23 protein-coding genes and 1 pseudogene are annotated in these 26417 nt (G+C 59.1%); 9 read left to right on the top strand and 15 right to left on the bottom strand.

The window, feature by feature from the left end:
* Positions 1-75 precede the first annotated feature (75 nt).
* From J3D54_RS07935 to J3D54_RS07915, 5 genes and pseudogenes are all read right to left on the bottom strand, one after another.
* Positions 76-1305: a nucleoside recognition domain-containing protein gene (locus J3D54_RS07935; protein ID WP_253417414.1), complete on the bottom strand. Its 1230-nt coding sequence runs from the start codon at positions 1303-1305 to the stop codon at positions 76-78.
* A gap of 104 nt (positions 1306-1409) precedes the next feature.
* Positions 1410-2741, bottom strand: coding sequence for a glutamate/aspartate:proton symporter GltP (gltP, locus tag J3D54_RS07930; protein ID WP_253417413.1), 1332 nt, complete (start codon positions 2739-2741; stop codon positions 1410-1412).
* A 682-nt stretch (positions 2742-3423) separates the two neighbouring features.
* Positions 3424-3566, bottom strand: a pseudogene (locus tag J3D54_RS07925) (Ivy family c-type lysozyme inhibitor); the annotation flags it as partial.
* 25 nt (positions 3567-3591) lie between these two features.
* Positions 3592-3756 carry a DUF1328 domain-containing protein gene (locus J3D54_RS07920; RefSeq protein WP_003177151.1) on the bottom strand — a complete coding sequence of 55 codons (165 nt, stop codon included), beginning with the start codon at positions 3754-3756 and terminating at the stop codon, positions 3592-3594.
* A gap of 81 nt (positions 3757-3837) precedes the next feature.
* On the bottom strand, positions 3838-4125 hold the full coding sequence (locus J3D54_RS07915; RefSeq protein WP_253417412.1) for a hypothetical protein: 288 nt from the start codon (positions 4123-4125) through the stop codon (positions 3838-3840).
* 440 nt (positions 4126-4565) lie between these two features.
* Between J3D54_RS07915 and algB the strand changes: the two genes are divergently transcribed.
* Positions 4566-5912 (top strand): sigma-54-dependent response regulator transcription factor AlgB, encoded by a 1347-nt coding sequence (algB, locus tag J3D54_RS07910; RefSeq protein ID WP_253417411.1) that lies wholly within the window; start codon positions 4566-4568, stop codon positions 5910-5912.
* 10 nt (positions 5913-5922) lie between these two features.
* Complete coding sequence (locus J3D54_RS07905) at positions 5923-7713, top strand: KinB sensor domain-containing domain (RefSeq protein WP_253417410.1); 1791 nt, start codon at positions 5923-5925, stop codon at positions 7711-7713.
* 12 nt (positions 7714-7725) lie between these two features.
* Here J3D54_RS07905 and J3D54_RS07900 read toward each other — a convergent pair whose 3' ends face one another.
* From J3D54_RS07900 to J3D54_RS07870, 7 genes are all read right to left on the bottom strand, one after another.
* Positions 7726-9342 (bottom strand): EAL domain-containing protein, encoded by a 1617-nt coding sequence (locus J3D54_RS07900; protein WP_253417409.1) that lies wholly within the window; start codon positions 9340-9342, stop codon positions 7726-7728.
* A gap of 73 nt (positions 9343-9415) precedes the next feature.
* Positions 9416-10195 (bottom strand): N-acetylmuramoyl-L-alanine amidase, encoded by a 780-nt coding sequence (locus J3D54_RS07895; RefSeq protein WP_253417408.1) that lies wholly within the window; start codon positions 10193-10195, stop codon positions 9416-9418.
* 102 nt (positions 10196-10297) lie between these two features.
* Complete coding sequence (locus tag J3D54_RS07890; RefSeq protein ID WP_253417407.1) at positions 10298-12334, bottom strand: diguanylate cyclase; 2037 nt, start codon at positions 12332-12334, stop codon at positions 10298-10300.
* Positions 12335-13195 (bottom strand): endonuclease/exonuclease/phosphatase family protein, encoded by an 861-nt coding sequence (locus J3D54_RS07885; RefSeq protein ID WP_253417406.1) that lies wholly within the window; start codon positions 13193-13195, stop codon positions 12335-12337.
* Positions 13196-13209: 14 nt separating this feature from the next.
* A complete protein-coding gene (locus J3D54_RS07880) occupies positions 13210-13851 on the bottom strand; it encodes a thiol:disulfide interchange protein DsbA/DsbL (protein ID WP_253417405.1) in 642 nt (213 codons plus the stop codon).
* 198 nt (positions 13852-14049) lie between these two features.
* A complete protein-coding gene (locus tag J3D54_RS07875) occupies positions 14050-14661 on the bottom strand; it encodes a cytochrome c4 (RefSeq protein WP_105342661.1) in 612 nt (203 codons plus the stop codon).
* Between the two features lie 46 nt (positions 14662-14707).
* On the bottom strand, positions 14708-14998 hold the full coding sequence (locus J3D54_RS07870) for a cytochrome c5 family protein (RefSeq protein ID WP_253417404.1): 291 nt from the start codon (positions 14996-14998) through the stop codon (positions 14708-14710).
* Between the two features lie 191 nt (positions 14999-15189).
* Here J3D54_RS07870 and yihA point away from each other — a divergent pair, with 191 nt between their 5' ends.
* Positions 15190-15831 carry a ribosome biogenesis GTP-binding protein YihA/YsxC gene (gene yihA, locus J3D54_RS07865; RefSeq protein ID WP_253417403.1) on the top strand — a complete coding sequence of 214 codons (642 nt, stop codon included), beginning with the start codon at positions 15190-15192 and terminating at the stop codon, positions 15829-15831.
* A 298-nt stretch (positions 15832-16129) separates the two neighbouring features.
* Here the strand turns inward: yihA and polA are convergent, their stop codons facing one another.
* Positions 16130-18898, bottom strand: coding sequence for a DNA polymerase I (gene polA, locus J3D54_RS07860; RefSeq protein ID WP_253417402.1), 2769 nt, complete (start codon positions 18896-18898; stop codon positions 16130-16132).
* A gap of 74 nt (positions 18899-18972) precedes the next feature.
* Here polA and J3D54_RS07855 point away from each other — a divergent pair, with 74 nt between their 5' ends.
* Both J3D54_RS07855 and J3D54_RS07850 read left to right on the top strand, forming a co-directional pair.
* Complete coding sequence (locus tag J3D54_RS07855) at positions 18973-19263, top strand: DUF2782 domain-containing protein (RefSeq protein WP_018927274.1); 291 nt, start codon at positions 18973-18975, stop codon at positions 19261-19263.
* 58 nt (positions 19264-19321) lie between these two features.
* Positions 19322-20272 (top strand): homoserine kinase, encoded by a 951-nt coding sequence (locus J3D54_RS07850; RefSeq protein WP_253417401.1) that lies wholly within the window; start codon positions 19322-19324, stop codon positions 20270-20272.
* A gap of 92 nt (positions 20273-20364) precedes the next feature.
* On the opposite strand, the gene J3D54_RS07845 is transcribed toward J3D54_RS07850, so the two are convergent.
* Positions 20365-21285 carry a zinc ABC transporter substrate-binding protein gene (locus tag J3D54_RS07845; RefSeq protein WP_253417400.1) on the bottom strand — a complete coding sequence of 307 codons (921 nt, stop codon included), beginning with the start codon at positions 21283-21285 and terminating at the stop codon, positions 20365-20367.
* 66 nt (positions 21286-21351) lie between these two features.
* Here J3D54_RS07845 and zur point away from each other — a divergent pair, with 66 nt between their 5' ends.
* From zur to J3D54_RS07825, 4 genes are read left to right on the top strand one after another with little or no spacing between them, the layout of a single operon-like run.
* On the top strand, positions 21352-21834 hold the full coding sequence (zur, locus tag J3D54_RS07840; RefSeq protein WP_253417399.1) for a zinc uptake transcriptional repressor Zur: 483 nt from the start codon (positions 21352-21354) through the stop codon (positions 21832-21834).
* A complete protein-coding gene (znuC, locus tag J3D54_RS07835; protein WP_253417398.1) occupies positions 21834-22619 on the top strand; it encodes a zinc ABC transporter ATP-binding protein ZnuC in 786 nt (261 codons plus the stop codon). The genes zur and znuC overlap by 1 nt, the downstream gene beginning before the upstream one ends.
* Complete coding sequence (znuB, locus tag J3D54_RS07830; RefSeq protein WP_253417397.1) at positions 22612-23400, top strand: zinc ABC transporter permease subunit ZnuB; 789 nt, start codon at positions 22612-22614, stop codon at positions 23398-23400. The genes znuC and znuB overlap by 8 nt, the downstream gene beginning before the upstream one ends.
* A 37-nt stretch (positions 23401-23437) precedes the next feature.
* Positions 23438-24154, top strand: a complete 717-nt coding sequence (locus J3D54_RS07825) for a PA5502 family lipoprotein (RefSeq protein ID WP_253417396.1) — start codon at positions 23438-23440, stop codon at positions 24152-24154.
* Between the two features lie 119 nt (positions 24155-24273).
* Here J3D54_RS07825 and katE read toward each other — a convergent pair whose 3' ends face one another.
* Positions 24274-26412: a catalase HPII gene (gene katE, locus J3D54_RS07820; RefSeq protein WP_301293557.1), complete on the bottom strand. Its 2139-nt coding sequence runs from the start codon at positions 26410-26412 to the stop codon at positions 24274-24276.
* Positions 26413-26417 lie beyond the last annotated feature (5 nt).

Below are 26417 nucleotides of genomic sequence, written 5' to 3'. Positions count from 1 at the left end.
GCAATCTAACCGTTAACAGAAATGTTGAATGTTCCGACCCCATCGCGGGCAAGCCCGCTCCCACAGGTTTTTCGGTTAGCCGAAGAACCAGTAGCAAACCCCGATCGCGCCAAGAACACCGGCCAGCTCCGCGAGCAGCGCGCAGCCCACCGCATGCCGTGCGCGCTGGATGCCCACCGCGCCGAAATATACCGCCAATACATAGAAGGTCGTTTCGGTGCTGCCCTGGACTGTCGCCGCCACCAGCGCCGGGAAGCTGTCCACCCCCTCGGTCTTCATGGTTTCAATCAGCATTGCCCGGGCGGCACTGCCGGAGAAGGGTTTGACCATGGCCGTCGGCAGCGCGTCGACGAAACGTGTGTCCCACCCGGCCCACTCCACCAGATGACGAATCCCGTCCAGACCGAAGTCCAGCGCCCCGGACGCCCGCAGCACACCCACGGCGCAGAGCATTGCCACCAGATACGGCAGCAGGTTCTTGGCGACATCGAAGCCTTCTTTCGCGCCTTCGACGAATGCTTCGTAGACCTTCACTTTGCGTAACGCGCCGATAATCAGAAACAGCATGATCAAGCCGAACAGCGTCACGTTGCCGAGGATCGATGACAGGCTCGCCAGCGCGGTTGCCGAGAGCGTCGCCAGCAGCGCCATAAAGCCGCCGAGGGTGAGGGCGCCGGGAATCAGATAGGCCAGCACCACCGGGTCCCAGATACGCAGGCGTTGCATGAAGGCGACGGACAGAAAACCAACGATGGTCGAGCAGCTGGTGGCCAGCAGGATCGGCAGGAACACCAGCGTCGGATCAGGCGCGCCTTGTTGGGCGCGGTACATGAAGATCGTCACGGGCAGCAGGGTCAGGGAGGAGGCGTTGAGCACCAGGAAGAGGATCTGCGCGTTGCTGGCGATCGTCGCACTGGGGTTGAGCTCTTGCAGCGCCTTCATGGCTTTGAGGCCGATCGGTGTGGCGGCGTTGTCCAGGCCCAGGCCGTTGGCGGCGAAGTTCAAGGTGATCAGGCCGATGGCGGGATGACCGGCCGGCACTTCCGGCATCAGGCGCAGGAACAGCGGGCCCAGCGCCTTGGCCAGCCACTCGACGATGCCGGCCTTCTCGGCAATCCGCAGAAAGCCCAGCCAGAGGGTGAGGGTGCCGAACAACAGGACCATGACCTCGACCGACAATTTGGCCATGGCGAAAATACTTTCCACCATCGCCGCAAAGATCCCGGCGTTACCGCCGATCAGCCACTGCACCAGCGCCGATACGGCTGCCACGATGAAGAAGCCAAGCCATAGGCCATTAAGCATCAGTCAAATCCCCCGGAAGATGCGGCGAATGATAGCGGGGTAGGCAGAAACGACAAACCCCGGATTTCTCCGGGGTTTGTTGGGGGCTCTTGTGGGAGCGGGCATTAGTTGCTGGAGGTTTCACCAACCGGCAGCTTTTCCTTGCTGCGCCAGTGCGGCAGGGAATTCCAGTAGCGCTGGCCCTTGGCGTCGTCGTACATGCCTTCCCAGCGCGAGATGACCAGCACGGCCAAGGCGTTGCCGATCACGTTCAGCGCGGTACGGGCCATGTCCATGATGCGGTCGACACCGGCGATGAACGCCAGGCCTTCCAGTGGAATACCGACGCTGCCCAGAGTGGCCAGCAACACCACGAAGGACACACCCGGTACGCCGGCGATGCCTTTGGAGGTGACCATCAGGGTCAGTACCAGCAGCAATTGCTGGCTGATCGACAGGTCAATGCCGTACAGCTGGGCAATGAAAATTGCCGCGATGCTCTGGTACAGGGTCGAGCCGTCGAGGTTGAACGAGTAGCCGGTCGGTACCACGAAGCTGCAAATGGCTTTCGGCGCACCGTAGGCTTCCATCTTCTCGATCACGCGCGGCAGCACGGTTTCGGAACTGGCGGTGGAGTAGGCCAGGACCAGCTCATCCTTGAAGATGCGCATCAGCTTGATCACCGAGAAGCCGAACAGGCGAGCGATCAGGCCCAGCACCACGAAGGCAAAGAAGGCAACGGCGAAGTAAACCAGGACGACCAGCTTGGCCAGCGGCAGCAGGGAGGCGAAGCCGAAGTTGGCCACGGTCACCGCGATCAGTGCGAACACGCCGATCGGGGCGTAGTTCATGATCATGTGGGTGACTTTGAACATGCTTTCCGACACGCCCTGGAACATCTTCACCAGCGGTTCGCGCAGGTCCGATTGCAGGCTCGACAGACCGAGACCGAACAACACGGAGAAGAAGATGATCGGCAGCATCTCGCCGCGGCCCATGGCTGCGAAGATGTTCGACGGGATCAGATTGAGGATGGTTTCAATGAACGCGTGTTCATGTTGAACCTCGGCGGCAGTGGCCTGGTACTTGGAAATATCCACGGTACCCAGGGTGCTCATGTCGATGCCGCTGCCCGGATGGACCACGTTGGCCAGCACCAGACCGACCACAATGGCGATGGTGGTGACGATCTCGAAGTAAATAATGGTCTTCAGACCGATGCGCCCGAGTTTTTTCGCGTCCCCAACGCCAGCGATGCCGACGACCAGCGAGGAGATCACGATCGGGATCACGATCATCTTGATCAGACGGATAAAGATATCGCCCGCCGGTTGAAGAACATTGCTGATCCACCAGGCCTTTTCGGCACTGAAATGGTTAAGCAATGCACCTATTGCTATCCCCAGAACCAGACCGATGAGGATCTGCCAGGCGAGGCTAAGCTTTGCCTTCTTCATATTATTTACCCTTACTTGCGTTTGACTCGGTCGATGCATGAACTGCAACGCTAAATGGCGAAGAAGCCTGCATCAACCCCGGTATAAGGTCCTCGCTAGCGAGCATTTACAGCTCTCACACCGCGAAAAAGGGCGCAACTATTGCGATGCCGGGAAGCGCCGTCTAATGCTGTAAACGCCTACCCTATGCCGAATCGGCATGAGATTTTTCAACTGAAAGCCACGTCCCAGCCGGTTCGACTATGATTTTTCGGCGGGCATAAGTGCCGTGAACCGGCCATTTCCGCGCAGGTTGATGTTTTTTGAACCAATGAAAATTTAGGAGATGTCCTACGTTCGACTGCGATTTTTCTTCTCATGAAAGTCAGAGCTTTCTCGATATACGGTCACGAAGAAACACCGCGAAACGGTTTTGCGGGGAATATGCAGCAAAAACAGGTGAGCTGAATGCTCTAGATCAACGTTTTGCACGTTGAAGCTCTCCGCAAGCCCGTCGAGCCACTCTGGGCCGACGAACTTGCGTCGCAACTTCACCTGACCCGGCCCTTGCGCAGGTACTCCCTGTACCCGTAGGTCACTCCGACCCTGAAACAGTCAGAACGTCCCGATCCCTTGGTCATGCGTCTACCGTCCTCGGGTGGCGCAGTGGAAAGAAGCGCGAGGCCTCTTTCGTGTATCGAACTCAGTACCAGCGTGGATCTTCTTCAGTTGTTCCATCCACAACTTCTGCATGCCTTCATCCTGTTTACCGAGAACGCGGCAGTCGGCATGCCGTGTAGGCGACCGTCATCGCCATGGCACTCCGCCCAGAAGCAGGGCGGCTGCCAATGTCTTTAACGAAATACACATATCAACCTCGACCGCGACGGCCGAAGAAGAAGGAAGCAATGAACATCACCAGGAATACGACAAAAAGAATCTTGGCGATACCCGTGGCGGTGCCCGCGATACCACCAAAGCCCAATACTGCGGCGATGATGGCAATGATCAGGAATGTGATTGCCCAGCTCAACATGGTGATTCTCCTTACGCTTCTATTTAAGGATGTTGCTTGTGGTGCCTTTCCCGGCGCGTTGGGTGCGCCAAGTTCGTTTGCTTAAAACACCCAAAGTTCCTGAGAGGGCGTCTCATCCACAGGCCGAGCCTGGTCGACGCCCATCATTAGCATTGATGCGTTGTCAGCCGGGTTGCTGCTGACGGCGCTGAAGTGGGATTGGGGGGCAAGTGCAATCGACAGGTGCGGCGCCTCTGGCTGCTGGCTCTGCTCCCAGCGCATGTACTGCTGGCCGCCAATCAAGGTAATCAACAATGCCAACAGGGCAAACAATCCTTGCTGGGCCTGCAGTGGCGAGAGACGAAATTGGGCGGCACTTTGGCGATTCATCCTGAAGTTCCTCCCATACGGGTAGTGATCTTTGGCGGGCGCTGGTTCATTAAATGCCCTGATTACCTAGACCATTGCAGCCTGCATGCCAGCTTCATTAAAGAATAAATACTATAAAAATCAATAAATTAAGTTGTTTGTAGGAATCAGTCTGGACGCATCCTGCACGATGATCCGTTTGCGGTCGTGCGTAATGCACGATGAGCTCTCAGGCGCCTTCAATTTTTTTGGAATTGCGGGGAGGGCGCAGATGTCAGAAAAGGACTCAGGTAATCGCCGAAAGAATGGTCCGTTAATAAAAAAGCATATAAATCAATGCATTAGATGCACCTTGAGTAGATAGATAGCCTGTTGTGGCTGGAATCGACCAGAATCAACCATGCAACTTGCCCGATTTTTCCGGGACTAACCAAGAACACCTATTAAAGGAGCGTAGGAACATGGAATCAGCCACTGAGCATCAAGGCCGCATTTTGCTGGTGGACGACGAGTCTGCCATCCTTCGAACCTTTCGCTATTGCCTCGAAGACGAAGGCTACAGCGTGGCCACCGCGACCAGCGCTGCTCAGGCCGAAGCCTTGTTGCAGCGTCAGGTTTTCGATCTGTGCTTCCTCGATTTGCGCCTGGGTGAAGACAACGGCCTCGATGTGCTGGCCCAGATGCGGATTCAGGCGCCCTGGATGCGCGTAGTGATCGTCACCGCTCACTCGGCCGTGGACACAGCCGTGGATGCGATTCAGGCCGGTGCCGCCGACTATCTGGTCAAGCCTTGCAGCCCCGATCAGTTACGTCTGGCCACCGCTAAACAGCTGGAAGTGCGACAACTCTCGGCACGCCTGGAAGCGCTCGAAGGTGAAGTGCGTAAACCCAAGGATGGGCTGGACTCTCACAGCCCGGCGATGAAAGTGGTGCTTGAAACCGCACGCCAGGTCGCCAGTACCGACGCCAACATTCTGATCCTCGGAGAGTCCGGTACCGGTAAAGGTGAGCTGTCACAGGCCATTCATGGCTGGAGCAAACGCCAGAAGAAATCCTGCATCACCATCAACTGCCCGTCCCTGACGGCGGAATTAATGGACAGTGAACTCTTCGGCCACAGCCGTGGCGCGTTCACCGGTGCCAGCGAAAGCACTTTGGGTCGTGTCAACCAGGCTGATGGCGGAACGTTGTTTCTCGACGAGATCGGCGATTTTCCTCTGACCTTGCAGCCAAAATTGCTGCGTTTCATCCAGGACAAGGAATACGAGCGCGTGGGCGACCCGGTGACTCGTCGCGCCGACGTGCGAATCCTTGCGGCCACTAACCTCAACCTTGAAGACATGGTCCGCGACGGTCGTTTTCGTGAAGATTTGCTCTATCGGCTGAACGTCATCACCTTGCACCTGCCGCCACTTCGCGAACGCAGGGAAGACATTCTGAACCTGGCTGACCGTTTCCTGGCGCGCTTCGTCAAGGAGTACTCGCGTCCGGCCCGGTGTTTCAGCGACGAGGCCCGCGAAGCGCTGCTCAGCTACCGCTGGCCCGGCAATATTCGCGAGCTGCGCAACGTGGTGGAGCGGGCGAGCATTATTTGTCCACAGGAGCGGGTCGAGATCAGCCACTTGGGCATGGCCGAAGCTCCGACCAACAATACGCCACGCATTGGCGCCGCGTTGAGCCTGGATGAGTTGGAGAAAGCCCACATCGGCGCGGTCCTTGCCACCGCCGATACGCTGGATCAGGCGGCCAAGACCCTGGGTATCGACGCCTCCACCTTGTACCGCAAACGCAAGCAGTACAACCTGTGAGCCGCCCTCGATGAAGCTGGCGATGACGTTGCGTACCCGGCTGTTCCTGAGTATTTCGGCCTTGATCACGGTAGCGTTGCTCGGGCTGTTGCTCGGGCTGGTCAGCGTGATGCAGATGGCCGGCACGCAGGAGGCCCTGATCCGTGACAACTTCGTCAGGCTGGATCTGGGATTGAAGTTGCGCCAGACCCTGGGCGATCAACTGATCATCATGCTCGGCGAGAAACCTGATCCCGCGGCGTTCGAGGCATCCAGACGGCATTACCTCGAGTTGCTCGATGAAGGCATTGCCCATGAGCCGTCCGACGAGGGCGCCCAGTACGGGTTCAAAAAGGCCAAGGCTGATTACCAGAGCTTTCTGCAGGCCTACGATCTTTCCCGCGATACGGCACAGGTGCTCACTGGGGGCGGGGATCTCACGGAAAAATTCAACACACTGCGCAACGGCTTGATCGCCGAACAGAAGCGTACGCTGGATAACATCGACGAGACCGAGCGCCAGGCCCGGGAGCGGGCGTTGCTGATTGCCGGCCTGCTTGGGTTGGTCGGGGTAGGGGTGCTGTTCATCGGGTTCATTACCGCTCATGCGATCGCCCGGCGTTTCGGCGCTCCGATCGAGGCCCTGGCGGCAGCCGCTGACCACATCGGCCAAGGCAATTTCGAAGTGACTCTGCCGATTTCCTCCGCGGTGGAAATGAACCAGCTGACCCGACGTTTCGGAATCATGGCCGAGGCCCTGCGACAGCACCAAGCCACTAATATCAACGAGCTGCTCGCCGGACAGCAGCGTTTGCAAGCGGTGCTCGATAGCATCGACGACGGTTTGCTGATCATTGATCGTCAAGGTCATCTTGAGCACCTCAATCCGGTGGCTCAGCGCCAGTTAGGCTGGGACACCGAGCGTCTCGGCCAAGGGCTGGGCGCGGCACTTGAGCGTCCCGAACTGGATGAACAGCTGCATCTGGTGCTGCGCGGCGGCACCCTGGAACGAGTGCCGGACGACCTGAGCATCGAGGTCGACGGGGAGTCGCGATTGCTGACGTATAGCCTGACGCCGGTCAGCCACACCCAAGGTCATATTCTCGGCGCCGTGATGGTGTTGCATGACGTCACCGAACAGCGTGCCTTCGAACGGGTGCGCAGCGAGTTCGTCTTGCGTGCTTCCCATGAGTTGCGTACGCCGGTCACCGGGATGCACATGGCATTCGGCCTGTTCCGCGAGCGGGCGCATTTTGCCGAGGACTCCCGTGAGGCCGACTTGCTGAATACCGTGAATGAAGAAATGCAGCGCTTGATGCAGTTGATCAACGACCTGCTGAATTTCTCTCGCTATCAGAACGGCCTGCAAAAACTCATCCTGGCGCCGTGCTCCATTGAGGATCTGCTGGAGCAGGCCCAGGCACGCTTTGCCGGACGGGCGCAGGAGAAGGGTATTGAGCTGTTGGTGGAAGTGCAGGGAACGTTGCCGCGGCTGCAAGCCGATCAGGCGCAACTGGAACGGGTGCTCGATAACCTGATCGACAACGCCTTGCGCCACACCTCCCGCGACGGACTGATACGTTTGCAGGCTCGACGTCATGGGGAGCGGGTGATTATCAGTGTCGAAGACAACGGCGAAGGTATTGCCTACGGCCAGCAAGGGAGGATATTCGAGCCTTTTGTTCAGGTCGGCCGCAAGAAGGGGGGCGCCGGGCTCGGTCTGGCGCTGTGCAAGGAAATCGTGCAGTTGCACGGCGGGCGGATGGGCGTGTATTCACGGCCAGGGCAGGGTACGCAGTTCTATATGGCGCTGGCGGTATAAGCCTGAACCCTCTCAGGCTTCGTCATCCAGACGCCGCGTTGCCTGTCGGCGGCCACGGGTAATCAATTCGATGAATTGCACAGCGCTTAATGCATGGGCGAACAGCCAGCCCTGACCGAATTTCACCCCTTCGCCACTCAGGAACACAGCTTGGGCTTCATGTTCGATGCCTTCTGCGATCACCTTGAGTTGCAGGGCCTGGGCCATGCGAATGATGTGCGGTGCCACACCGCTGCTGGCGGCGTCATGGCCCAGCGCGTCGATAAATGCCTTGTCGATTTTCAGACAGTCCACTGGCAGGGTTTGCAGGTAGGCGAGGCTGCAATAGCCGGTGCCAAAGTCATCAATCAGCACCTGATGCCCGACATCGCGCAAGGCTTGTAGGTTCTCTCGGGCTACCACCACATCCACCAGCCCGCGCTCGGTCACCTCAAAGGCAATCTGTCTGGCCGCCACCCGGTGCAGCGCCAGCAGGCGCGCAATCACCTGACCGATACGCGGCACCATGACGTCGCAGGCGGCCAGGTTGACCGAGATGTACAGCTGCGGATTGGCGCGCAACAGTTGTCCGAGCTGTTCCAGCAGGCGCTGCAATACGAAGTCAGTCATCTGGCGGATCTGGCCGGTGTTCTCTGCCATCGGTATGAACAGATCGGGGCTGGTCAGGGTGCCGTCCGGCCTTCGCCAGCGCAGCAAGGCTTCAGCCCCGACACAGTTGCGACTGTCGAGGTCGAAGATCGGTTGATACAACACCTGTAATTCGCCTCGCTGTATCGCACCGTGCAGTTCGGCATCCAGTGATTGACGCTGGCGCACCAGCAGAAATACCAGAATGCCTACGCAGGCGCTTAGCGCGAGGCTGGCCGGAAGCAGCCACCACCAAACGGCCGGCACATGCATCCCGGTGCGTGGTGTGATCAGCACCAGTTGGTATTCGAGAGTGTTGGTCGGCATTCGGTAAATCAGGCGGGTAGGGGTGACTTGCAGTGCATCGTGGCTTTTCGGGGGCCAGGGTTCCGTCGGGGGCCACTCCTGCGCGACACCGAGCACGGGAATCGCGCGGGTGTCGTGGTCGAGTACTACCAGCAGGCTGCTCCCCGGAGACAGATCAACCATGTCGGTCAAATGCCCGCGGGATGTAGCCACCCGGAAATTGTCACGCCCCAGCATCAGTGCGGCGCGGTTCTCATCGGGTTCAGTGGTGGTGTTCAACCAATAGCTGTAGGTGGGGCCCTTGATGTCCGGTGGCCGGATCAGCGACAGCCCTTCCTGGCGGGGGCGGTTGGAGCAGATTCGTGAATCATCCATGTAAGCAGCTTCGTAAACGAAGCGGAAATTGAAGCTGACCTGCTGCAATGTGGCGATCATTTCATCATCGCAGCCCCGCAGTGGTTGAGCTTCGAGGTCGTCGAGGCTTTCGCGCAGTTGCCCGAACAGCTGCTCCAGGCGGGCGAGGAAGCGCTCCCCCTGGGCGTACATCTCCTGGCTTTCGTTGTACTCGACCTGATGCATCGCAATGAACAGACTACCGGTCATCAGTAGCGTCGCACTCAAGGCAGCCGACAGCACCGCCAAAAACCAAGGGCGATAGAACCAGCTACGCAGCCTCTCTCGAGCAGCCGTCATCATGGAATATCCGAAGAATTACCAATGAGTTATAGCTGCTGATTGGGAAAAAGCCCTGACCGTCGGGCGGGCGTCATTATTTTGTCTGGTTCAACACCTGGAGAAGCGCCGCGGTTTGCGCGTCCGGTGTGCCGTCGAAACGGGACGGGCGAAAATGCAGTTGAAAAGCCGCCAGCACATTGCGTGTCGCTACATCCAGTTCGCCGGTTTGTGGCGTGGCGTAGCCGAGGCGGGCAAGTTGTGCCTGAAACCAGCTGATGCTTGGCAGCTGCACGGCGAACTGGGTTTGCTGGCGCGCCACGGCCTGTTCGTTCGGCCAGATTCCCAGACCTTCGGCAGCCAGGCGTTTCCAGGGGAACAGCGGGCCAGGGTCGAGCTTGCGCATGGGGGCGATGTCGCTATGGCCGATGATATGGCGAGGGCTGATGCCCTGGCGCTTGCTGATGTCCTTGAGCAGGAAGATCATCGATTGGACCTGGGCTTCGCTGTAGGGATACCAGAGGCGCCCGGTCGGGGTGTCTTGGAAGCCTGGATTGACGATTTCGATGCCAATGGAACTGGAGTTCAGCCAGGTCCGGCCTTGCCATTGGCTTTCGCCGGCGTGCCAGGCCCGAAGATTTTCATCCATCAACTTATAGATGGTGGCGTGCTCGTCGTCGCCGATCAGGTAATGGCTGCTGACCTCACCATGGGTCAGCAATTGCAGCGAGTCCTCCAGAGATGCGGAGGTGTAATGCATCACCACGAATTGAATACGGCTGTCGTGATTGGCGGAAGGGTGGCTGGTGTCAATCCGGGGGCCGCTGGCGCAACCGGCTAATACAAGCAGCGAAGCAATAAGAGCAAGAAATTTCATGGTGGAGGCAATACGCGCGAGACAATAATGCAACAGTGTAACGTATTGCCTGGCGCGCCGACCGCAAAAGCGCGCCTTTAAACAAAATGGAACAATTATCTGTCAGCCCAGTTCTATCCGATTGCGGCCGGTATTTTTCGCGCGATATAGCGCCTGATCGGCTCTTTTAAGCACCAGGTCGCCATGTTCGTCCGGTCTGAAGGCGGTCAGTCCCATGGAAATGGTGATAGTGACTCGCTCGCCCTTGAAGTGGAACGGGCAAGCCTCGATCGATGCGCGCAAGGTTTCCAGCAGTTTCGCGCCGGCCATCGGCGCCGTGGCAGGCATCAACAACACAAACTCCTCACCGCCAAACCTGGCAATGAAGTCCGTCCCGCGCAGACGCTTGCGCAGCACACTGGCGATGATTTTCAGCACCTTGTCGCCCGCCAGGTGGCCGTAGTTGTCGTTGATGCGTTTGAAATGGTCGAGGTCGAGCATCGCCAGCAACAGGGTGTTGCCGTGTTGTTGCCATTGACTGATTTCGTGGTCCAGCCGTTCGCTCCAGGCCGCTCGATTCGGCAAGCCGGTCAACGGATCGATCAACGCCTTCTGGCGCTGTTCTTCGAGATGCTCACGGTAGCCCAGCGCCTCCTGCTCCATGTGGGCAACCCTTTCAGCCAGGCTTTGCAGGCGGGCCGCGACTTCCTGCTCACGCGCGTCGCGTTGCTTCTGGTGCTGGTCCATGGTGCCGAGCAGGCCTTCGAGATGGTTTTCCAGCATGTGCTTGAGATCATCGAGGTCCGCCGCTTCATGCATGCTGCTTTGCAGGCCGTCAACTTGCTCGCGAATTTGCGTGTCCATCTCCCGCGCGGCAGAGCGGTTGTCGGCGTGGCCTTCGCTGGCCGCTTGCAGGTTGCTCTGAAATGACTCGAGGCGTTCGTTGAGTCGCTGCAGATACGCTTCGAATTCGTGCTGACCGCTGTCGGTAATTGCCAGCATCAATGTTGCAAGATCATCGAGAATAGGCAGCAATTCGTACCAGTTCAAGCCGTTTTGAAGACGATTGCGCATCGCTTCGGCTTGCGGTCGATGGCGCTCTGGCAGCGTCAGGTCGTCGAGAAGGCCCAGCAGGGTGTCTTCGATGTGCTTGGCCACAGAGCTGTAGGACGGCTCCGGCGAGTCCGGCAGGGCATACAGAATGTCGTGTTCTGGCGTTTGTGGATCGCTGGCCTCCGGGATCAGCTCATCCGGGTTGATTGCCGGCGGAGCCTGAGTGGCCAGTACGGTGATCGATGGAATCGGCTCTTGCAGTTGTTCGATGTTCGGCTGGGTTTGTAGCCCTGGGGCCTGGCTGCTCGTGGTCTCTGGCTCCAGGATGGACGGTACGAGCACCACGACTTCAGCTATGGGTGCCATTGCTGCTGTCGGCGGCGGAGTGTCCACTGTTTCAGGGTTCGCAGCGGCGGGCAGCGCGGCGTCTACGGTCGGCATTACTCCTTGCGGGTCGGCGGCTGGTGCGAGATTGGTCGCCGGGTGTGGGTGCTCGGCCAGCGGTGCGGCAACCGGTTCGACAGGTTGTGGGGCAGGCATGTGCAATTCGGGGGCGGCGATCTGTGGCGTGGCGTCGTCCGCATCCCGGCTACCGAACAGGCGCTGCAGCAAACCCGGGCGACCGGGCTCTGCCGGGTTCTCCAGCAGGCTCAAGGCCTTGCCTTGCAAACCGCTCAGTTCGCTGAGCAGCAGCGGGATTTCGCGAACCTGGCCAACGCGTCCGTCCAGCTGTTTGGCGAAATTCTTCAGTGGCCGGCTCACTTCCCGTGGCAGCGGCAACGCTTGCAACTGAGAGACCAGCGCCGTCAGTGCGGCGCTGACTTGATCGACCCGGGTTTCCCGGCGCTGCTCGGAGTCGAGTACGGCTTTTTCCAGGCGCGGCAGCAAAGCCGCCAGGCCGGCGTCCATGTCGTCGGTACGCACGACTTCGCGCATTTCCTTCATGCATTGATCAACGGCTCGATCGGTGCCTTCTGCAGCCAGGGTGCTGCGTACCAGCCCGCGACGCAGCAGGTCGAGCCGGGCGTCCCATCGACGTTCGAGCTTTTCCTGTTGTTCGATGCTTTTGAGGTATTTCTCTTTCCAGCGCTGTGCTTCGTCGCTCATTCAGGCAGGACTCAACGCGGGGAATGCATCGGCCGTGAGCGAGCCCGGCAGACGAATCTCTACCGCGACCGGCAGGTGATCGGAAATGGGTTGTGCCAGCACCTCGACCTTTTCAAGCGTCAGGGTGGGGCTGAGCAGAATATGGTCCAGGCAGCGCTGTGGCCGCCAGCTGGGAAAGGTTGCTTCCAATTGCGGTGCGAGCAGGCCTAAATCACGCAACGGGGAATGTTGCAGCAAGTCACTGGCATGGGTATTCATGTCGCCCATCAGCACCTGGTGTTTATAACCGCCAATCAACTCGCGGATGTAAGCCAGTTGCATGCTACGGGCGCGAGCGCCCAGCGCCAGGTGCATCATCACCACCACGAGCGCCTCCGGACCTTCGCCGAAGCGCACCAGAATGGCCCCGCGACCCTTGGGCCCCGGCAGCGGATGATCTTCAATCGCCCACGGGCGCAGTCGACTGAGCACACCATTGCTGTGCTGGCCGAGGCGACCGAGATTGCGATTGAGTTGTTGATACCAGTAGGGGAAGGCGCCGAGTTGTGCCAGGTGTTCGACCTGATTGACGTAGCCTGATCGCAGGCTACCGCCATCGGCTTCCTGCAAGGCGACCAGATCGAAGTCGCCCAGCAGATTGCCGATTTTTTGCAGGTTGTCGGCACGCCCGGTGTGCGGCAACAGATGCTGCCAGCCGCGGGTCAGATAGTGCCGATAACGCTCGGTACTGATGCCGACCTGGATATTGAAACTGAGCAAACGCAGACGGCTGTCCACGGGCAACCCCGTTGATTCCAGGTGATGCTCGTTGACCCGCGGGTCATGCAGGCCAACGACGCGTTCAGTTCCCCAGCGGCGCATGGCGGTCGCCGCGCTTAGTTGGCGACGGCCTTGGTTGCCGCTCGCTCTTTGGCAACCAGTTGGTCGGCCAGTGTCAGCGCTTGTTCAGCGCCGCCGGCAGAGCCGATGTCAAAGCGATACTTGCCATTGACGATCATGGTAGGCACACCGGAGATTTCATATTTCTTTGCAAGTTCTTTGGCTTTGTTGATCTGGCCTTTGATGGCGAAGGAGTCGAAGGTGGCCAGGAACTTGTCCTTGTCTACACCTTGAGTCGCCAGGAAGTCCGCCATGTCTTCTTTATCGGTCAGTTTCTTGTGTTCTTTCTGAATCGCATTGAACACCGCAGCATGAACCTTGCTCTCGACACCCATGGCTTCAAGCGTCAGGAACATCTGGCCGTGGGCATCCCAAGGGCCGCCGAACATGGCTGGAATACGCACGAAATTCACGTCGGAAGGCAGTTTTTCAACCCAAGGGTTAATGACGGGTTCAAAGGCATAGCAGTGCGGGCAGCCGTACCAGAACAGCTCCACGACTTCGATCTTGCCAGGCACGGCCACCGGGACCGGATTGCTCAGTTCGACGTAGGGCGCTTCAGGTTTTTCGGCGGCTTGGGCAGTCATGCCGAACAGGCTGGCAGCGACGAGTGCGGCGCTGATGATCAGATTACGCATGCTTTACTCCTGGACAATTGGGTCGCCTCGCGCGACCTGTTTTCAGACAGATTCCGGCGGGCTTGAGTTCTGTAGTGTAACGGCAGCAGCCACAAAAAAGGGCAGCCAAAGCTACCCTTTTTATGTTTGCATCGACGGATTAATCGAGTGTTAACGTTGCAAGAGATGTACATCGCTCGCAACGCTCGATTGCAGGCCTCAGTGCAAGCCTTGAATATAGCTGGAGACTGCGGCGATATCTTCGTCGCTCAGCTTTTTGGCGATGCTTTGCATCGGTTTGGTATCGCCGTCGTTGGTCCGGCCACCTTCTTCTTTTCTGAAGTCGGTCAGTTGCTTGCCGACGTACTGAGCATGCTGGCCGCCCAGGTGCGGGAAGCCGGCAGCTGCGTTGCCTGCACCATTCGGCGAGTGGCAACCGGTGCACGCTGGCAGCCCTTTGGCCAAATCGCCACCGCGGAACAGTGCTTCACCGCGAGCCACGACTTTCGGGTCGGCGGCACCGACGCTGCCTTTCTGACTGGCGAAGTAGGCAGCGATATCAGCCAGGTCCTGATCGCTCAGGTTGGTCAGCAGGCCGGTCATTTCCAGGACCTGGCGCTTGCCGGACTTGATGTCGTGCAGCTGCTTGTTCAGATAACGCTCGCCCTGGCCTGCCAGTTTCGGAAAGTTAGGCGCCATGCTATTGCCATCCGGGCCATGACAGGCGCCACATACTGCGGCTTTCGCCTGACCAGCAGTCGCATCACCTGCAGCATGGGCAATGCCGGAGATCCCCACGGTCAACAGCAGACTCACGATCAATTTGTTCATCAGCTAATCCAACTACGGCTAAGGGTTAAAGAGTTATGGACCGGGTTTACTCGCTCATCCACTGGATGATGGCTCGGTAATCCTCGGCACTGCAGTCCATGCACAAACCACGCGGCGGCATCGCCTTGAAACCCTGGGTCACGTGTTGCACCAGCGTCTCCATACCTTTCGCCAACCTCGGCGTCCAAGTTTCCTGATCGCCCTTGCGGGGCGCCATGGGTAGTTGGCCGGAATGACAGGCACCACAAACACGGTTGTACACAGCTTCCGGATCCTGTGTAGCCTGAGCGCTGTAAAGCGGCACCAAGACACCGGCAGCTAGCAGCCATTTCGTCATAAAACGACCTTTTCAGGGTTGAGAGCGTGCTGCGTTCTAGTGCGCAATCAAGGTCAATCGCTCTCGTGAACTTCATCCTACGCTGGGACAAAGCGCACACAAAATCTGCGGCATTATATACTGGCGTCACTGAAACGGAAACGACACTGCTTGCCGCGTCCATTCCCGGCGCCGCCCACATCGGAAATCCCATGCAACTCAAAAACCCCATCCTCGGTCTGTGCCAACAGTCCACCTTTATGCTCAGCGCCGCCAAAGTCGACCAATGTCCCGACGACGAAGGCTTTGAAGTGGCCTTCGCCGGGCGTTCCAACGCCGGCAAGTCCAGCGCGTTGAACACCCTGACGCATGCCAGTCTGGCGCGGACCTCGAAAACACCGGGTCGCACACAGCTGTTGAACTTCTTCAAGCTAGACGATGAACGCCGTCTGGTCGACCTGCCGGGGTACGGTTATGCGAAAGTACCGATCCCGTTGAAGATGCACTGGCAGCGTCACCTGGAAGCTTATCTGGGCGGTCGCGAGAGCTTGAAAGGTTTGATTCTGATGATGGACATCCGTCATCCAATGACCGACTTCGACCTGTTGATGCTCGATTGGGCGGTCGCCAGCGGCATGCCGATGCATATTCTGCTGACCAAGGCCGACAAGCTTACCTACGGCGCAGCGAAAAACACGCTGCTCAAGGTTCAATCGGAAATTCGCAAGGGATGGGGCGATACGGTCACAATCCAGCTGTTTTCGGCCCCTAAACGCATGGGGCTGGAAGAAGCCTACACCGTACTGGCGGGCTGGATGGAGTTGGCGGACAAGGGCGCCGAGGCTGCCGAGTAAAGCTGTCGAGACAAATCGACAGGCAAAAAAAACCCCGGACTTCGTATGGGGAGGGAGAAGTTCCGGGGTTCAAGTTCCGGACCGCTAGGGCGGGGTCCAGATATCTGCCAACACTTAACACAACATAGGAGCATCGAAGGGCTTCACCAGCCATTCAGTATCTCTGAGTGGCGGTTCGCGGATTTAGTTCAGACTATTTTCAAAAACCATTGGAAATAATCGTCGTCATTTTCCGCTCTATAGCTCTTGGTCATGTGTTGCGGCGCCAGGCCGCAGCACATACGTCTTTTCAGGCGGCTCAGTGCGCCTCATCCCAGTTGTTGCCTACGCCCACCTCGACCAGAAGCGGTACGTCCAATTGGGCGGCGTTGCTCATGTGCACGCGAATTTCCTCGCGTACCTGATCGACCAGGTCCTCACGGACCTCGAGCACCAATTCATCGTGTACCTGCAGGATGACTTTGGCGTCCAGGCCTGACGATGTCAGCCAGTTGTCCACCGCCACCATGGCTTTCTTGATGATGTCCGCCGCGGTGCCTTGCATTGGGGCGTTGATCGCCGTGCGCTCGGCAGCTTTGCGCAAGGCCTGGTTTTTCGCGTTGATTTCCGGCAAGTACAGACGACGACCGAAGATGGTTTCGACGAAGCCTTGCTCGGCGGCCTGGGCACGCGTGCGCTCCATGTATTCCAGCACGCCGGGATAGCGGGCGAAATAACGGTCGATGTAGGCCTGGGACTGTTTGCGATCAACGCCGATCTGCTTGGCCAGGCCAAAGGCGCTCATGCCATAGATCAAGCCGAAGTTGATGGCTTTGGCGCTACGACGCTGATCGTTGGTGACCGCGCCCAACTCGACGCCAAACACTTCTGCGGCCGTGGCCCGGTGCACATCAAGGTTGTTGCGGAAGGCGTGCAGCAAGCCTTCGTCCTTGGCCAGATGGGCCATGATCCGCAGTTCGATTTGCGAGTAGTCCGCGGCCAGCAGCTTGTAGCCTTTGGGCGCGACGAACGCCTGACGAATCCTGCGACCTTCGGCGGTACGGATCGGAATGTTCTGCAGGTTCGGGTCGATGGACGACAAACGCCCGGTGGCTGCGACGGCTTGCTGGTAGGACGTATGAATGCGCCCGGTGCGAGCGTTGATCTGCTCTGGCAAGCGGTCGGTGTAGGTGCTTTTGAGCTTGCTCAGCGAGCGGTATTGCATCAGTACCTTGGGCAGCGGGTAGTCCTGTTCGGCCAACTCGGCCAGCACGGCTTCGGCAGTCGAAGCCTGACCCTTGGCGGTTTTGCTGAGTACGGGCAAACCGAGTTTTTCGTAGAGGATCACCCCCAGTTGCTTCGGCGAGCCGAGGTTGAATTCTTCCCCGGCAATGGCAAAGGCCTCACGCTCGAGGGCGACCAGTTTCTCGCCCAGCTCGACGCTCTGGATGCCCAGCAGGTTGGCGTCCACGAGCGCGCCTTGGCGCTCGATACGGGCCAGGACCGGCATCAGCGGCATTTCAATGTCGTTGAGCACGTTGACCAGGCTTGGCGTCGCGGCCAGTTTTTCCTGCAAGGCCAGATGCAAGCGGAAGGTGACATCGGCGTCTTCGGCGGCATAGGGGCCTGCCAGTTCAAGGGAAATCTGGTCGAAAGTCAGCTGTTTGACGCCTTTGCCAGCGATCTCCTGGATGTCGGTCTTGCTTTGGCCCAGGTATTTGAGTGCCAGGCTATCCATGTCGTGGCGGGTGGCCGTCGAATCCAGTACGTAAGATTCGAGCATGGTGTCGTAGGCAATACCCTGAACAGTAATCCCGTTGTTCTGATCGCCACCAATGGCGCAATTGGCGAGGATATTGGTGTCGAACTTCGCGTGTTGGCCGACTTTCAGCTTGTTCGGGTTTTCCAGCAGCGGCTTCAACGCCAGCAGTACGGTGTCGCGATCCAGCTGCTCCGGCACGCCCATGTAGGAATGGGTCAGCGGAATGTAGGCTGCTTCGTTGGCCGCGACAGAAAACGACAGGCCCACCAGTTGCGAGTGTTGGGCATCGCTGCCGTTGGTTTCAGTGACGAAGGCGATCAGGGGAGCCTTGTCGAGCTTGTCCAGCCAGGCCTCGAAGCGCTTCTGGTCGAGGATGGTTTCGTATTTCGCTTCGGCGGCCCCCGGCTGCTCCTGGACGACCTCGACGATGTCCTGACCCGAGCGCTTGGCATCGCGCTGGTTCTCTTCGAACCAGCTTTTGAATTCCAGCAGGGAATAGAGCTCGGCGAGTTTGTCGTGATCCGGTGGCCCCATATGCAGGTCGTCGAGGCCGAAGTCCAGCGGTACGTCGATCTTGATGGTTGCCAATCGATAAGAAAGAAAGGCCATTTCCTTATGCTCTTCGAGCTTGGCCGGCAGGGTTTTGGCGCCGCGGATCGGCAGGGTCGGGACGATGTCGAGCTGTGCATAGAGCTCGGTCAGGCCGCCGTTCACGCCGACCAGCAGGCCGGACGCGGTTTTCGGGCCGATACCCGGAACGCCCGGAATGTTGTCGGACGAATCGCCCATCAGGGCCAGATAATCGATGATCTGCTCGGGAGCGACGCCGAATTTCTCCTTCACGCCTTCCACGTCCAGCGTGCTACCGGTCATCGTATTGACCAAGGTAATGTGCCCGTCGACCAACTGCGCCATGTCCTTGTCGCCGGTGGAGATAATCACCGGCCGGTCGGCGGCCGCACTGCTGCGGGCCAGGGTGCCGATCACATCGTCCGCTTCGACGTTGTCCACGCACAGCAATGGAAAGCCCAAGGCCTTGACGCTGGCGTGCAGCGGCTCGATCTGGACCCGCATATCGTCAGGCATGCTCGGACGGTTGGCCTTGTATTCGGCGAACATCGCATCGCGGAACGTCCCGCCCTTGGCGTCGAACACCACGGCGAACGGGCTGTCCGGGTACTGCTTGCGCAGACTCTTGAGCATGTTCAATACACCCTTGACCGCACCGGTCGGCAGGCCTTTGGACGTGGTCAGCGGTGGCAGCGCGTGAAAGGCGCGGTACAGATAAGAAGAACCGTCCACCAGGACGAGGGGGGCTTGGCTCATGAGCAGGATCAACCTTTTCGGCGGGTCCGGCGCTAGAATAGCGGGACCGTTGACGACAAAGGGACAAGGTTATCATGCGCACACTAAATCGCTTGTTGCTGGCTGGCTTGTTTGCAATCACTCCATTGGCTGTCATGGCGGCGGATGACAAGCCCTCGGCGGACCCGGAAGTAACGATCCGCACGGAAGGCGATAAAACCATTCAGGAGTATCGCCAGAACGGTTTCGTGTACGCGATCAAGGTCACCCCGAAGGTCGGAAAACCGTACTTTCTGATACGTGCGGACGGAACGGATGCAAACTATATCCGCTCGGATCAGCCGGATATGCTGATTCCCTCGTGGAAAATCTTTGAGTGGAAGTAGTTTCTTAATTTCAATCGGCGCTGGCTCAACCGCGGCGCCCGTACTGGCAGTTTTAACCATGTCTGTGTTCACCCCGCTGGCTCGGCCCGAGCTGGAAACCTTTCTCGCCCCTTACGGGCTCGGCCGCCTGCTTGATTTCCAGGGGATTGCCGCCGGTAGCGAGAACACCAATTTCTTTATCAGCCTGGAGCAGGGCGAATTTGTTCTGACCCTGGTCGAGCGCGGTCCGGTGCAGGAGATGCCGTTCTTCATCGAACTGCTCGACGTACTGCACGACGCCGACCTGCCAGTGCCTTATGCCCTGCGCACCACCGACGGCGTTGCGCTGCGTGAACTGGCCGGTAAACCTGCGCTGTTGCAGCCACGTCTGGCGGGCAAACACATCAAGGACGCCAATGCGCAGCATTGCGCCCAGGTCGGCGAGCTGCTGGCTCATTTGCACCTGGCGACCCAGGCCAACATGATCAAGCGCAAAACCGATCGCGGCCTGGACTGGATGCTGGAAGAGGGCACGCAGTTGCTTTCGCACCTGAACGCCGAGCAAAGCGATTTGCTGCAACGGGCCCTGGACGAAATCACGCAGCAGAAGACGAAAATTCTGGCGCTGCCGCGGGCCAACATCCACGCGGATCTGTTCCGCGACAATGCGATGTTCGAAGGCACGCACCTGACCGGGTTGATCGACTTCTACAACGCCTGTTCAGGGCCGATGCTCTATGACGTGGCAATTGCCTTGAACGACTGGTGTTCGGACGAGCAAGGGCAGGTCGATGGCGTGCGAGCTCGGGCGTTGCTGGGCGCTTATGCCGCGTTGCGACCGTTCACCGCTGCCGAAGCGGAGCTGTGGCCGACCATGCTGCGCGTGGCGTGCGTGCGGTTCTGGTTGTCGCGGTTGATTGCGGCGGAGTCTTTCGCTGGGCAGGACGTGTTGATTCACGATCCGATGGAGTTTCAGTTGCGGCTGGCGCAGCGGCAGAAGGTCAATACACAGCTGCCTTTCGCCCTTTAAAAGCTTCGCGGGCAAGCCTCGCTCCCACAAGGATCACCGCAAACCCTGTGGGAGCGGGCTTGCCCGCGATGGGAGCGACACCGATGCTGGAGTTACAACGACTCCAGACATCCCGCCAAATCATTCCCCAACTTTTCCAGCACCTGCTCATACCCCTGAGCGGTCGCTGGCGTGTACCCGCCCAGTGCATCCAGCTCCGCCAGTTTCACCGGCAGCCCGGCCACCAGGGTTTCTGCCAGGCGCGGACGCAGCGGCGGTTCGCTGAACACGCAAGTTTTGCCGACTTCCTGCAATCGCGTGCGCATCGCCGCGACGTGCTGGGCACCGGGTTGCACTTCGGCGGCGACACTGAACACACCGGCGTGTTTGAGGCCGTAGGCGTCTTCGAAGTAGTCGAAGGCTTCGTGGAACACGAAGTAAGGCTTGTTCGCGATCCCTGCCAGGCGAGCCTTCAGGCGTAGGTCCAGGGCATCCAGGCGCTCATCGAAGGCTTTGAGGTTGCTCTGATAGCGCGCCGCGTTAGCCGGATCGGCTGCACTCAGATCGGTAGCCATTTTGCTGGCGATCACGCGGGCGTTGATCGGCGACAACCACAAGTGCGCATCCAGGCTGCCGGGGCGATGATCGTGGTCATGCTCATCGGCTTCTTCGGCGTGGGAGTGGCTGTCTTCGGCGAAACGTCGCAGTTTCAGACCAGGCAAATCCTGCACCGCGACGCTGGGCAGCGTACGACCTTTCAGTACGCGAGGCAGGAAACCTTCCATGTCCGGACCGATCCAGTAAACCAGGTCCACCGACTGCACCTTCCGTACGTCGGATGGGCGCAAAGCATAGTTATGCGGTGAAGCCCCGGGCGGCAGCAGCACTTCCGGAATCGCCACACCTTCCTGCACCGCAGCAGCAATCAGCTGCAGCGGCTTGATGCTGGTAAGGACTTTGACTTCGGCTTGGGCTGAGCCGATCAGCAGAAAACTTGCGACAAACGCGACAAAGATAGAAAAAAGTCGGGACACGATGACCACTCGAAGAGGCGAGAACGGGTAACATAATAACGTCTCTCACAACACTCGTCGCCGCTCATGCCTAAAACACCGATTGCCAGCCGTCCCCACGACCACTCTCATTGCGTCCATAGCGCATTGTCTGAGGCCGATGCCTTGTGCGCACGTCAGGGCCTGCGCCTGACCGCCTTGCGCCGGCGGGTGCTGGAACTGGTATGGCAAAGCCACAAACCGCTGGGTGCCTACGATATTCTGGCGGTGCTCAGCGAGCAGGACGGCCGTCGCGCCGCACCGCCGACTGTGTACCGCGCGCTGGATTTCCTCTTGGAAAACGGCCTGGTACACCGCATTTCCTCACTGAACGCTTTCGTCGGCTGCAATTACCCGGAACACGCCCACCAGGGCCAGTTCCTGATTTGCCGCGAATGCCATGCCGCCATCGAGCTCGAGCAGAAGTCCATCAGCGACGCGATCATCGGTAGCGCCAAGGATGTCGGATTTATCGTCGAGGCCCAGACCGTTGAGGTCATCGGTCTCTGCTCGGGTTGCCAGGGGGCTTGATGAGCAATGCGCTGATTCGCCTTGAGCAGGTGGCCGTCACTTTTGCCGGGCAAAACGTGCTGGATAACATCGAACTGAGCGTCGAGCCGGGGCAGATCGTTACCCTGATCGGCCCCAATGGCGCCGGCAAAACCACGTTGGTGCGCGCGGTGCTCGGTCTGTTGAAGCCGGACAGTGGCAGCGTCTGGCGCAAGCCGAAGTTGCGCGTCGGTTACATGCCGCAAAAACTCCATGTCGATCCGACCCTGCCGCTGTCGGTGCTGCGCTTCTTGCGTCTGGTCCCTGGCGTGGACCGCGCTCGGGCCTTGGCCGCCCTCAAGGAGGTTGGCGCCGAGCAGGTGATCGACAGCCCGGTGCAAAGTGTTTCCGGTGGCGAAATGCAGCGAGTGTTGCTGGCGCGGGCATTGCTGCGCGAGCCCGAGTTGCTGGTGCTCGATGAGCCGGTACAAGGCGTCGACGTGGCCGGTCAAGCTGAGCTCTATAGCCTGATCACACGCCTGCGTGACCGTCATCGCTGTGGCGTATTGATGGTTTCTCACGATTTACATCTGGTGATGAGCACTACCGACCAGGTGGTGTGCCTGAATCGCCACGTCTGCTGCTCTGGGCATCCCGAGCAGGTCAGCGGCGATCCCGCGTTCGTTGAACTGTTCGGAAAGAACGCACAAAGCCTGGCGATTTATCACCACCATCACGACCACGCTCACGACCTGCATGGCTCGGTGGTCACAGCGACCCCGTCGGCCCATACCCACGTTCATGGAGATAGCTGCAAGCATGGCTGATTTTCTGCTCTTCGCCCTGCTTGCAGGTTTGGCCCTGGCGCTGGTCGCGGGCCCGCTGGGTTCGTTCGTGGTCTGGCGGCGCATGGCTTATTTCGGCGACACCCTGTCTCACGCCGCCCTGCTTGGCGTAGCGCTGGGCTTTCTGCTGGATGTCAGCCCGACCGTGGCTGTCACCGTAGGCTGCCTGTTGCTGGCAGTGTTGCTGGTAACGCTGCAACAACGGCAACCATTGGCCTCCGACACGCTGTTGGGCATTCTCGCACCGAGCACGCTCTCTCTGGGGCTGGTGGTACTAAGCTTCATGCATGAAGTACGGATCGACCTGATGGCCTATCTGTTCGGCGACCTGCTGGCGATCAGCCCGACCGATCTGGCCTGGATCCTCGGCGGTAGCGCGGTGGTGCTGGCACTGCTGGTCACACTGTGGCGACCCTTGCTGGCGATCACCGTGCACGAAGAACTGGCCAAGGTTGAAGGTTTGCCGGTGGCGGCGTTGCGTTTGGTGCTGATGTTGCTGATCGCCGTGGTGATCGCAGTGGCGATGAAAATCGTCGGCGTGTTGCTGATTACTTCGTTACTGATTATTCCGGCAGCTGCGGCACAGCGTCACGCCCGCTCGCCGGAGCAGATGGCACTGGGCGCGAGCCTGCTGGGCATGCTTGCGGTGTGTGGCGGACTGGCGTTGTCCTGGTTCAAGGACACCCCGGCCGGCCCGTCGATTGTGGTGGCGGCCGCCGCGCTGTTTCTGCTGAGTTTTGTCCTGCCCCGTCGAGGGGTGTAGACTTGCTCGTTTTTTGCGCAAATAGAGAGTCGCAGGAATGAAGCCGTTCGCCTCCCGTTATCTGCTCCTTGTCGCATTTTCGCTGTTACTGGGTGCTTGCCAAAGCACGCCACCGGCGGCCACCGAGGCCCCCGATGCGCGGGCCACGGCTATTGCACAACTGGAACAAAGCCTGGCCAGCAGCGAGCTGGCCACCGCCGAGGACCAATTGGCGGCCTTGCAGGCCGAGTCGCCCAACGATCAATCCCTTGAGCAATACCAGCGGCAATTGGCCGAAGCCTATTTGCTGCGCAGCCAGATCGTGCTGCAAAAAGGTGATGTGAATGCCGCGGCCACTGCGCTCAGCCGTGCCAGGGTGTTGATGCCCAAGGCCCCGGCGCTGACCGGTGGCGTTAACAATGCGATTGTTCATGCACGCAAGGCTGAACTGGATAAAGCCGAAGCGGCCCTCAAGGCTGCCGAAGCCAAACCGCAGGCCAAAGTGATCGACCCGACGGCTGAAAGCACGACGGTGGCGTTGAACCTCACCGACATGAGCAAACTTCGTCGCCAACTGGATGCCATCGCCACCGATGTGGTGAATTATCAGTGCGACGTGAGCATTCAGGTTCCCCGCACCCAGGATTACCCTTGGCTGGCCACGTTGCTGACCAAACGGGTGAAGAAGCTGGATTCGGGGTTTGATCTGAAGCTGCAGAAGCAGATTCTGCGCAACATTCCGGCGCAGATGGTTTTGAGCCCTCGCAAGCCCTAAAAGCATCGCGGGCAAGCCCGCTCCCACATGGGATGAGGAATGGCCACAGATCCGTGGTCACCCCAAAAACCTGTGGGAGCGGGCTTGCCCGCGATGGCGTCCTCTTTAGCAATACAGCTTTAAGCCGGAATCGCCTTGGCCTTAGGCTCCCTGTCCCATATCCGATGCTGACCGATCGCGGCAAAAAACGCCTTGAACAACTTGGTATCCGTACCCACGATCAACCCCGCGTCCGCTTCCAGTTTCAATACCTCCAGCAACTGCTTCGCTTCGCCATGCAAGGCGATCGCCTTCAGGTGCTTGTATGCCTCCAACAGGTAATGCAGCGCCACACCATCGCTGATCAATGCCTTGATCGACGCCGCGCCACCCGGCACGAACACCGCGTCGAAGGCCACGGACGGTAAACCTTCCATCGAAGCATCGACCGGTAGTGCTTTGCCATTGGCGGTCGTCACGGGGGCCGAGGTCGGGCCGAGCAATTTGGCGTGAGCACCTTCTGCCTTCAGCGCTTTTTTCATGGCATCAATCGCCGCACCATCGACACCGTTGGCCGCCAGGATCGCGACTTTTCGGGTTTTGATGTCTTCGGGCAACAAGTTGGCCTGGCTCAGGGCAGGGGAGTGATCCAGTGAAGTGTTACGCACCTTGACCGTTCCAGTCTTCGGCACCGGCAAGCCCAGGTTCTGCGCCACGCGTTTGGCCAGTTCCAGATCGATATTGGCCAGGATCTCATTGACCTGACGCACACGAATAAACTCGCGTTCGACCTTGCCCAGCTCAAAGCTGTAGGCGGCAATGATGTGTTCCTGCTCGTGCTTGCTCATGCTGTGAAAAAACAGGCGAGCCTGGGAGAAGTGGTCGCTGAATGACTCGCTGCGCTGGCGGATCTTGGCGGTGTCGATGCGCTCCGGGTAACTCTCGAAGCCGCCGTCCTGCGCTGCGGGCAGGGTTTCCTTCGGCCAGCCACTGTCGATGGAGTTCGGCTCGTAGGAAGCACGCCCCTTGTCGATGGTGGTGCGGTGCTGTGCATCCCGTTGACCGTTGTGGAATGGCGCCAGTGGGCGGTTGATCGGGATCTCGTGAAAGTTCGGTCCGCCAAGTCGGCTGATTTGCGTATCGGTGTAGGAAAACAGCCGGCCTTGTAGCAGCGGATCATTCGAAAAATCGATTCCGGGCACGATATGCCCTGGACAGAAGGCAACCTGCTCGGTCTCGGCGAAGAAGCTGTCCGGATTGCGGTTGAGCACCATCTTGCCCAGCGGAGTGATCGGTACGATTTCCTCGGGGATGAGCTTGGTCGGATCAAGGATGTCGAAGTCGAAGGCGTGTTCGCTTTCCTCCTCGATGACCTGTACGCCCAATTCCCACTCCGGGTAGTCCCCCGTCTCGATGGACTCCCAGAGATCACGGCGATGGAAGTCGGCGTCTTTCCCGGCGAGCTGCTGCGCTTCACCCCACACCAATGAGCAGGTACCCGCGACGGGGCGCCAGTGGAATTTGACGAAACGCGATTTGCCCTCGGCGTTGATCATGCGGAAGGTGTGCACGCCGAAGCCTTGCATGCTGCGCAGGCTTTTGGGGATTGCCCGGTCGGACATGGTCCAGATCACCATGTGCGCGGACTCCGGCACCAGAGAAACAAAGTCCCAAAAGGTGTCGTGAGCCGAACCGCCAGTAGGAATCTCGTTGTGGGGCTCGGGTTTTACCGCATGCACGAAGTCAGGAAACTTGATCGCATCCTGAATGAAAAACACCGGCATGTTGTTACCGACGAGGTCGAAGTTGCCTTCGTCGGTGAAAAACTTCACCGCGAAACCGCGTACGTCGCGCACGGTATCGCCCGACCCGCGCGGGCCTTGCACCGTGGAAAAGCGCACAAAAACCGGAGTTTTTTGATGTGGATTTTGTAGGAATGCGGCCTTGGTCAGCACGGAATGGGGCTCGTAGGCCTGGAAGTAACCATGGGCGCCAGTGCCACGGGCATGAACGATGCGCTCAGGAATACGTTCATGGTCAAAATGCGTGATCTTTTCACGCATGATGAAGTCCTCCAGCAATGACGGCCCACGGGCGCCGGCCTTCAACGTGTTCTGATTGTCCGCGATCTTCACACCCTGGTTGGTGCGCAGGGCTTGCTCGGTGGCGTCGGAGCGAAATTGTTCCAGGCTGTCGAGCTTGGGATTGGTGTTGCTGCGGTCCAGGGTATCGGTCCCGGCCAGTGTGCGGGTGGCGGCAGGCTTTTTAGTACTCATCAGACGTA

It is taken from the genome of Pseudomonas sp. GGS8 (assembly GCF_024168645.1).
Lineage (GTDB): Bacteria > Pseudomonadota > Gammaproteobacteria > Pseudomonadales > Pseudomonadaceae > Aquipseudomonas.
This window is presented reverse-complemented; position numbering and strand designations above follow the sequence as displayed.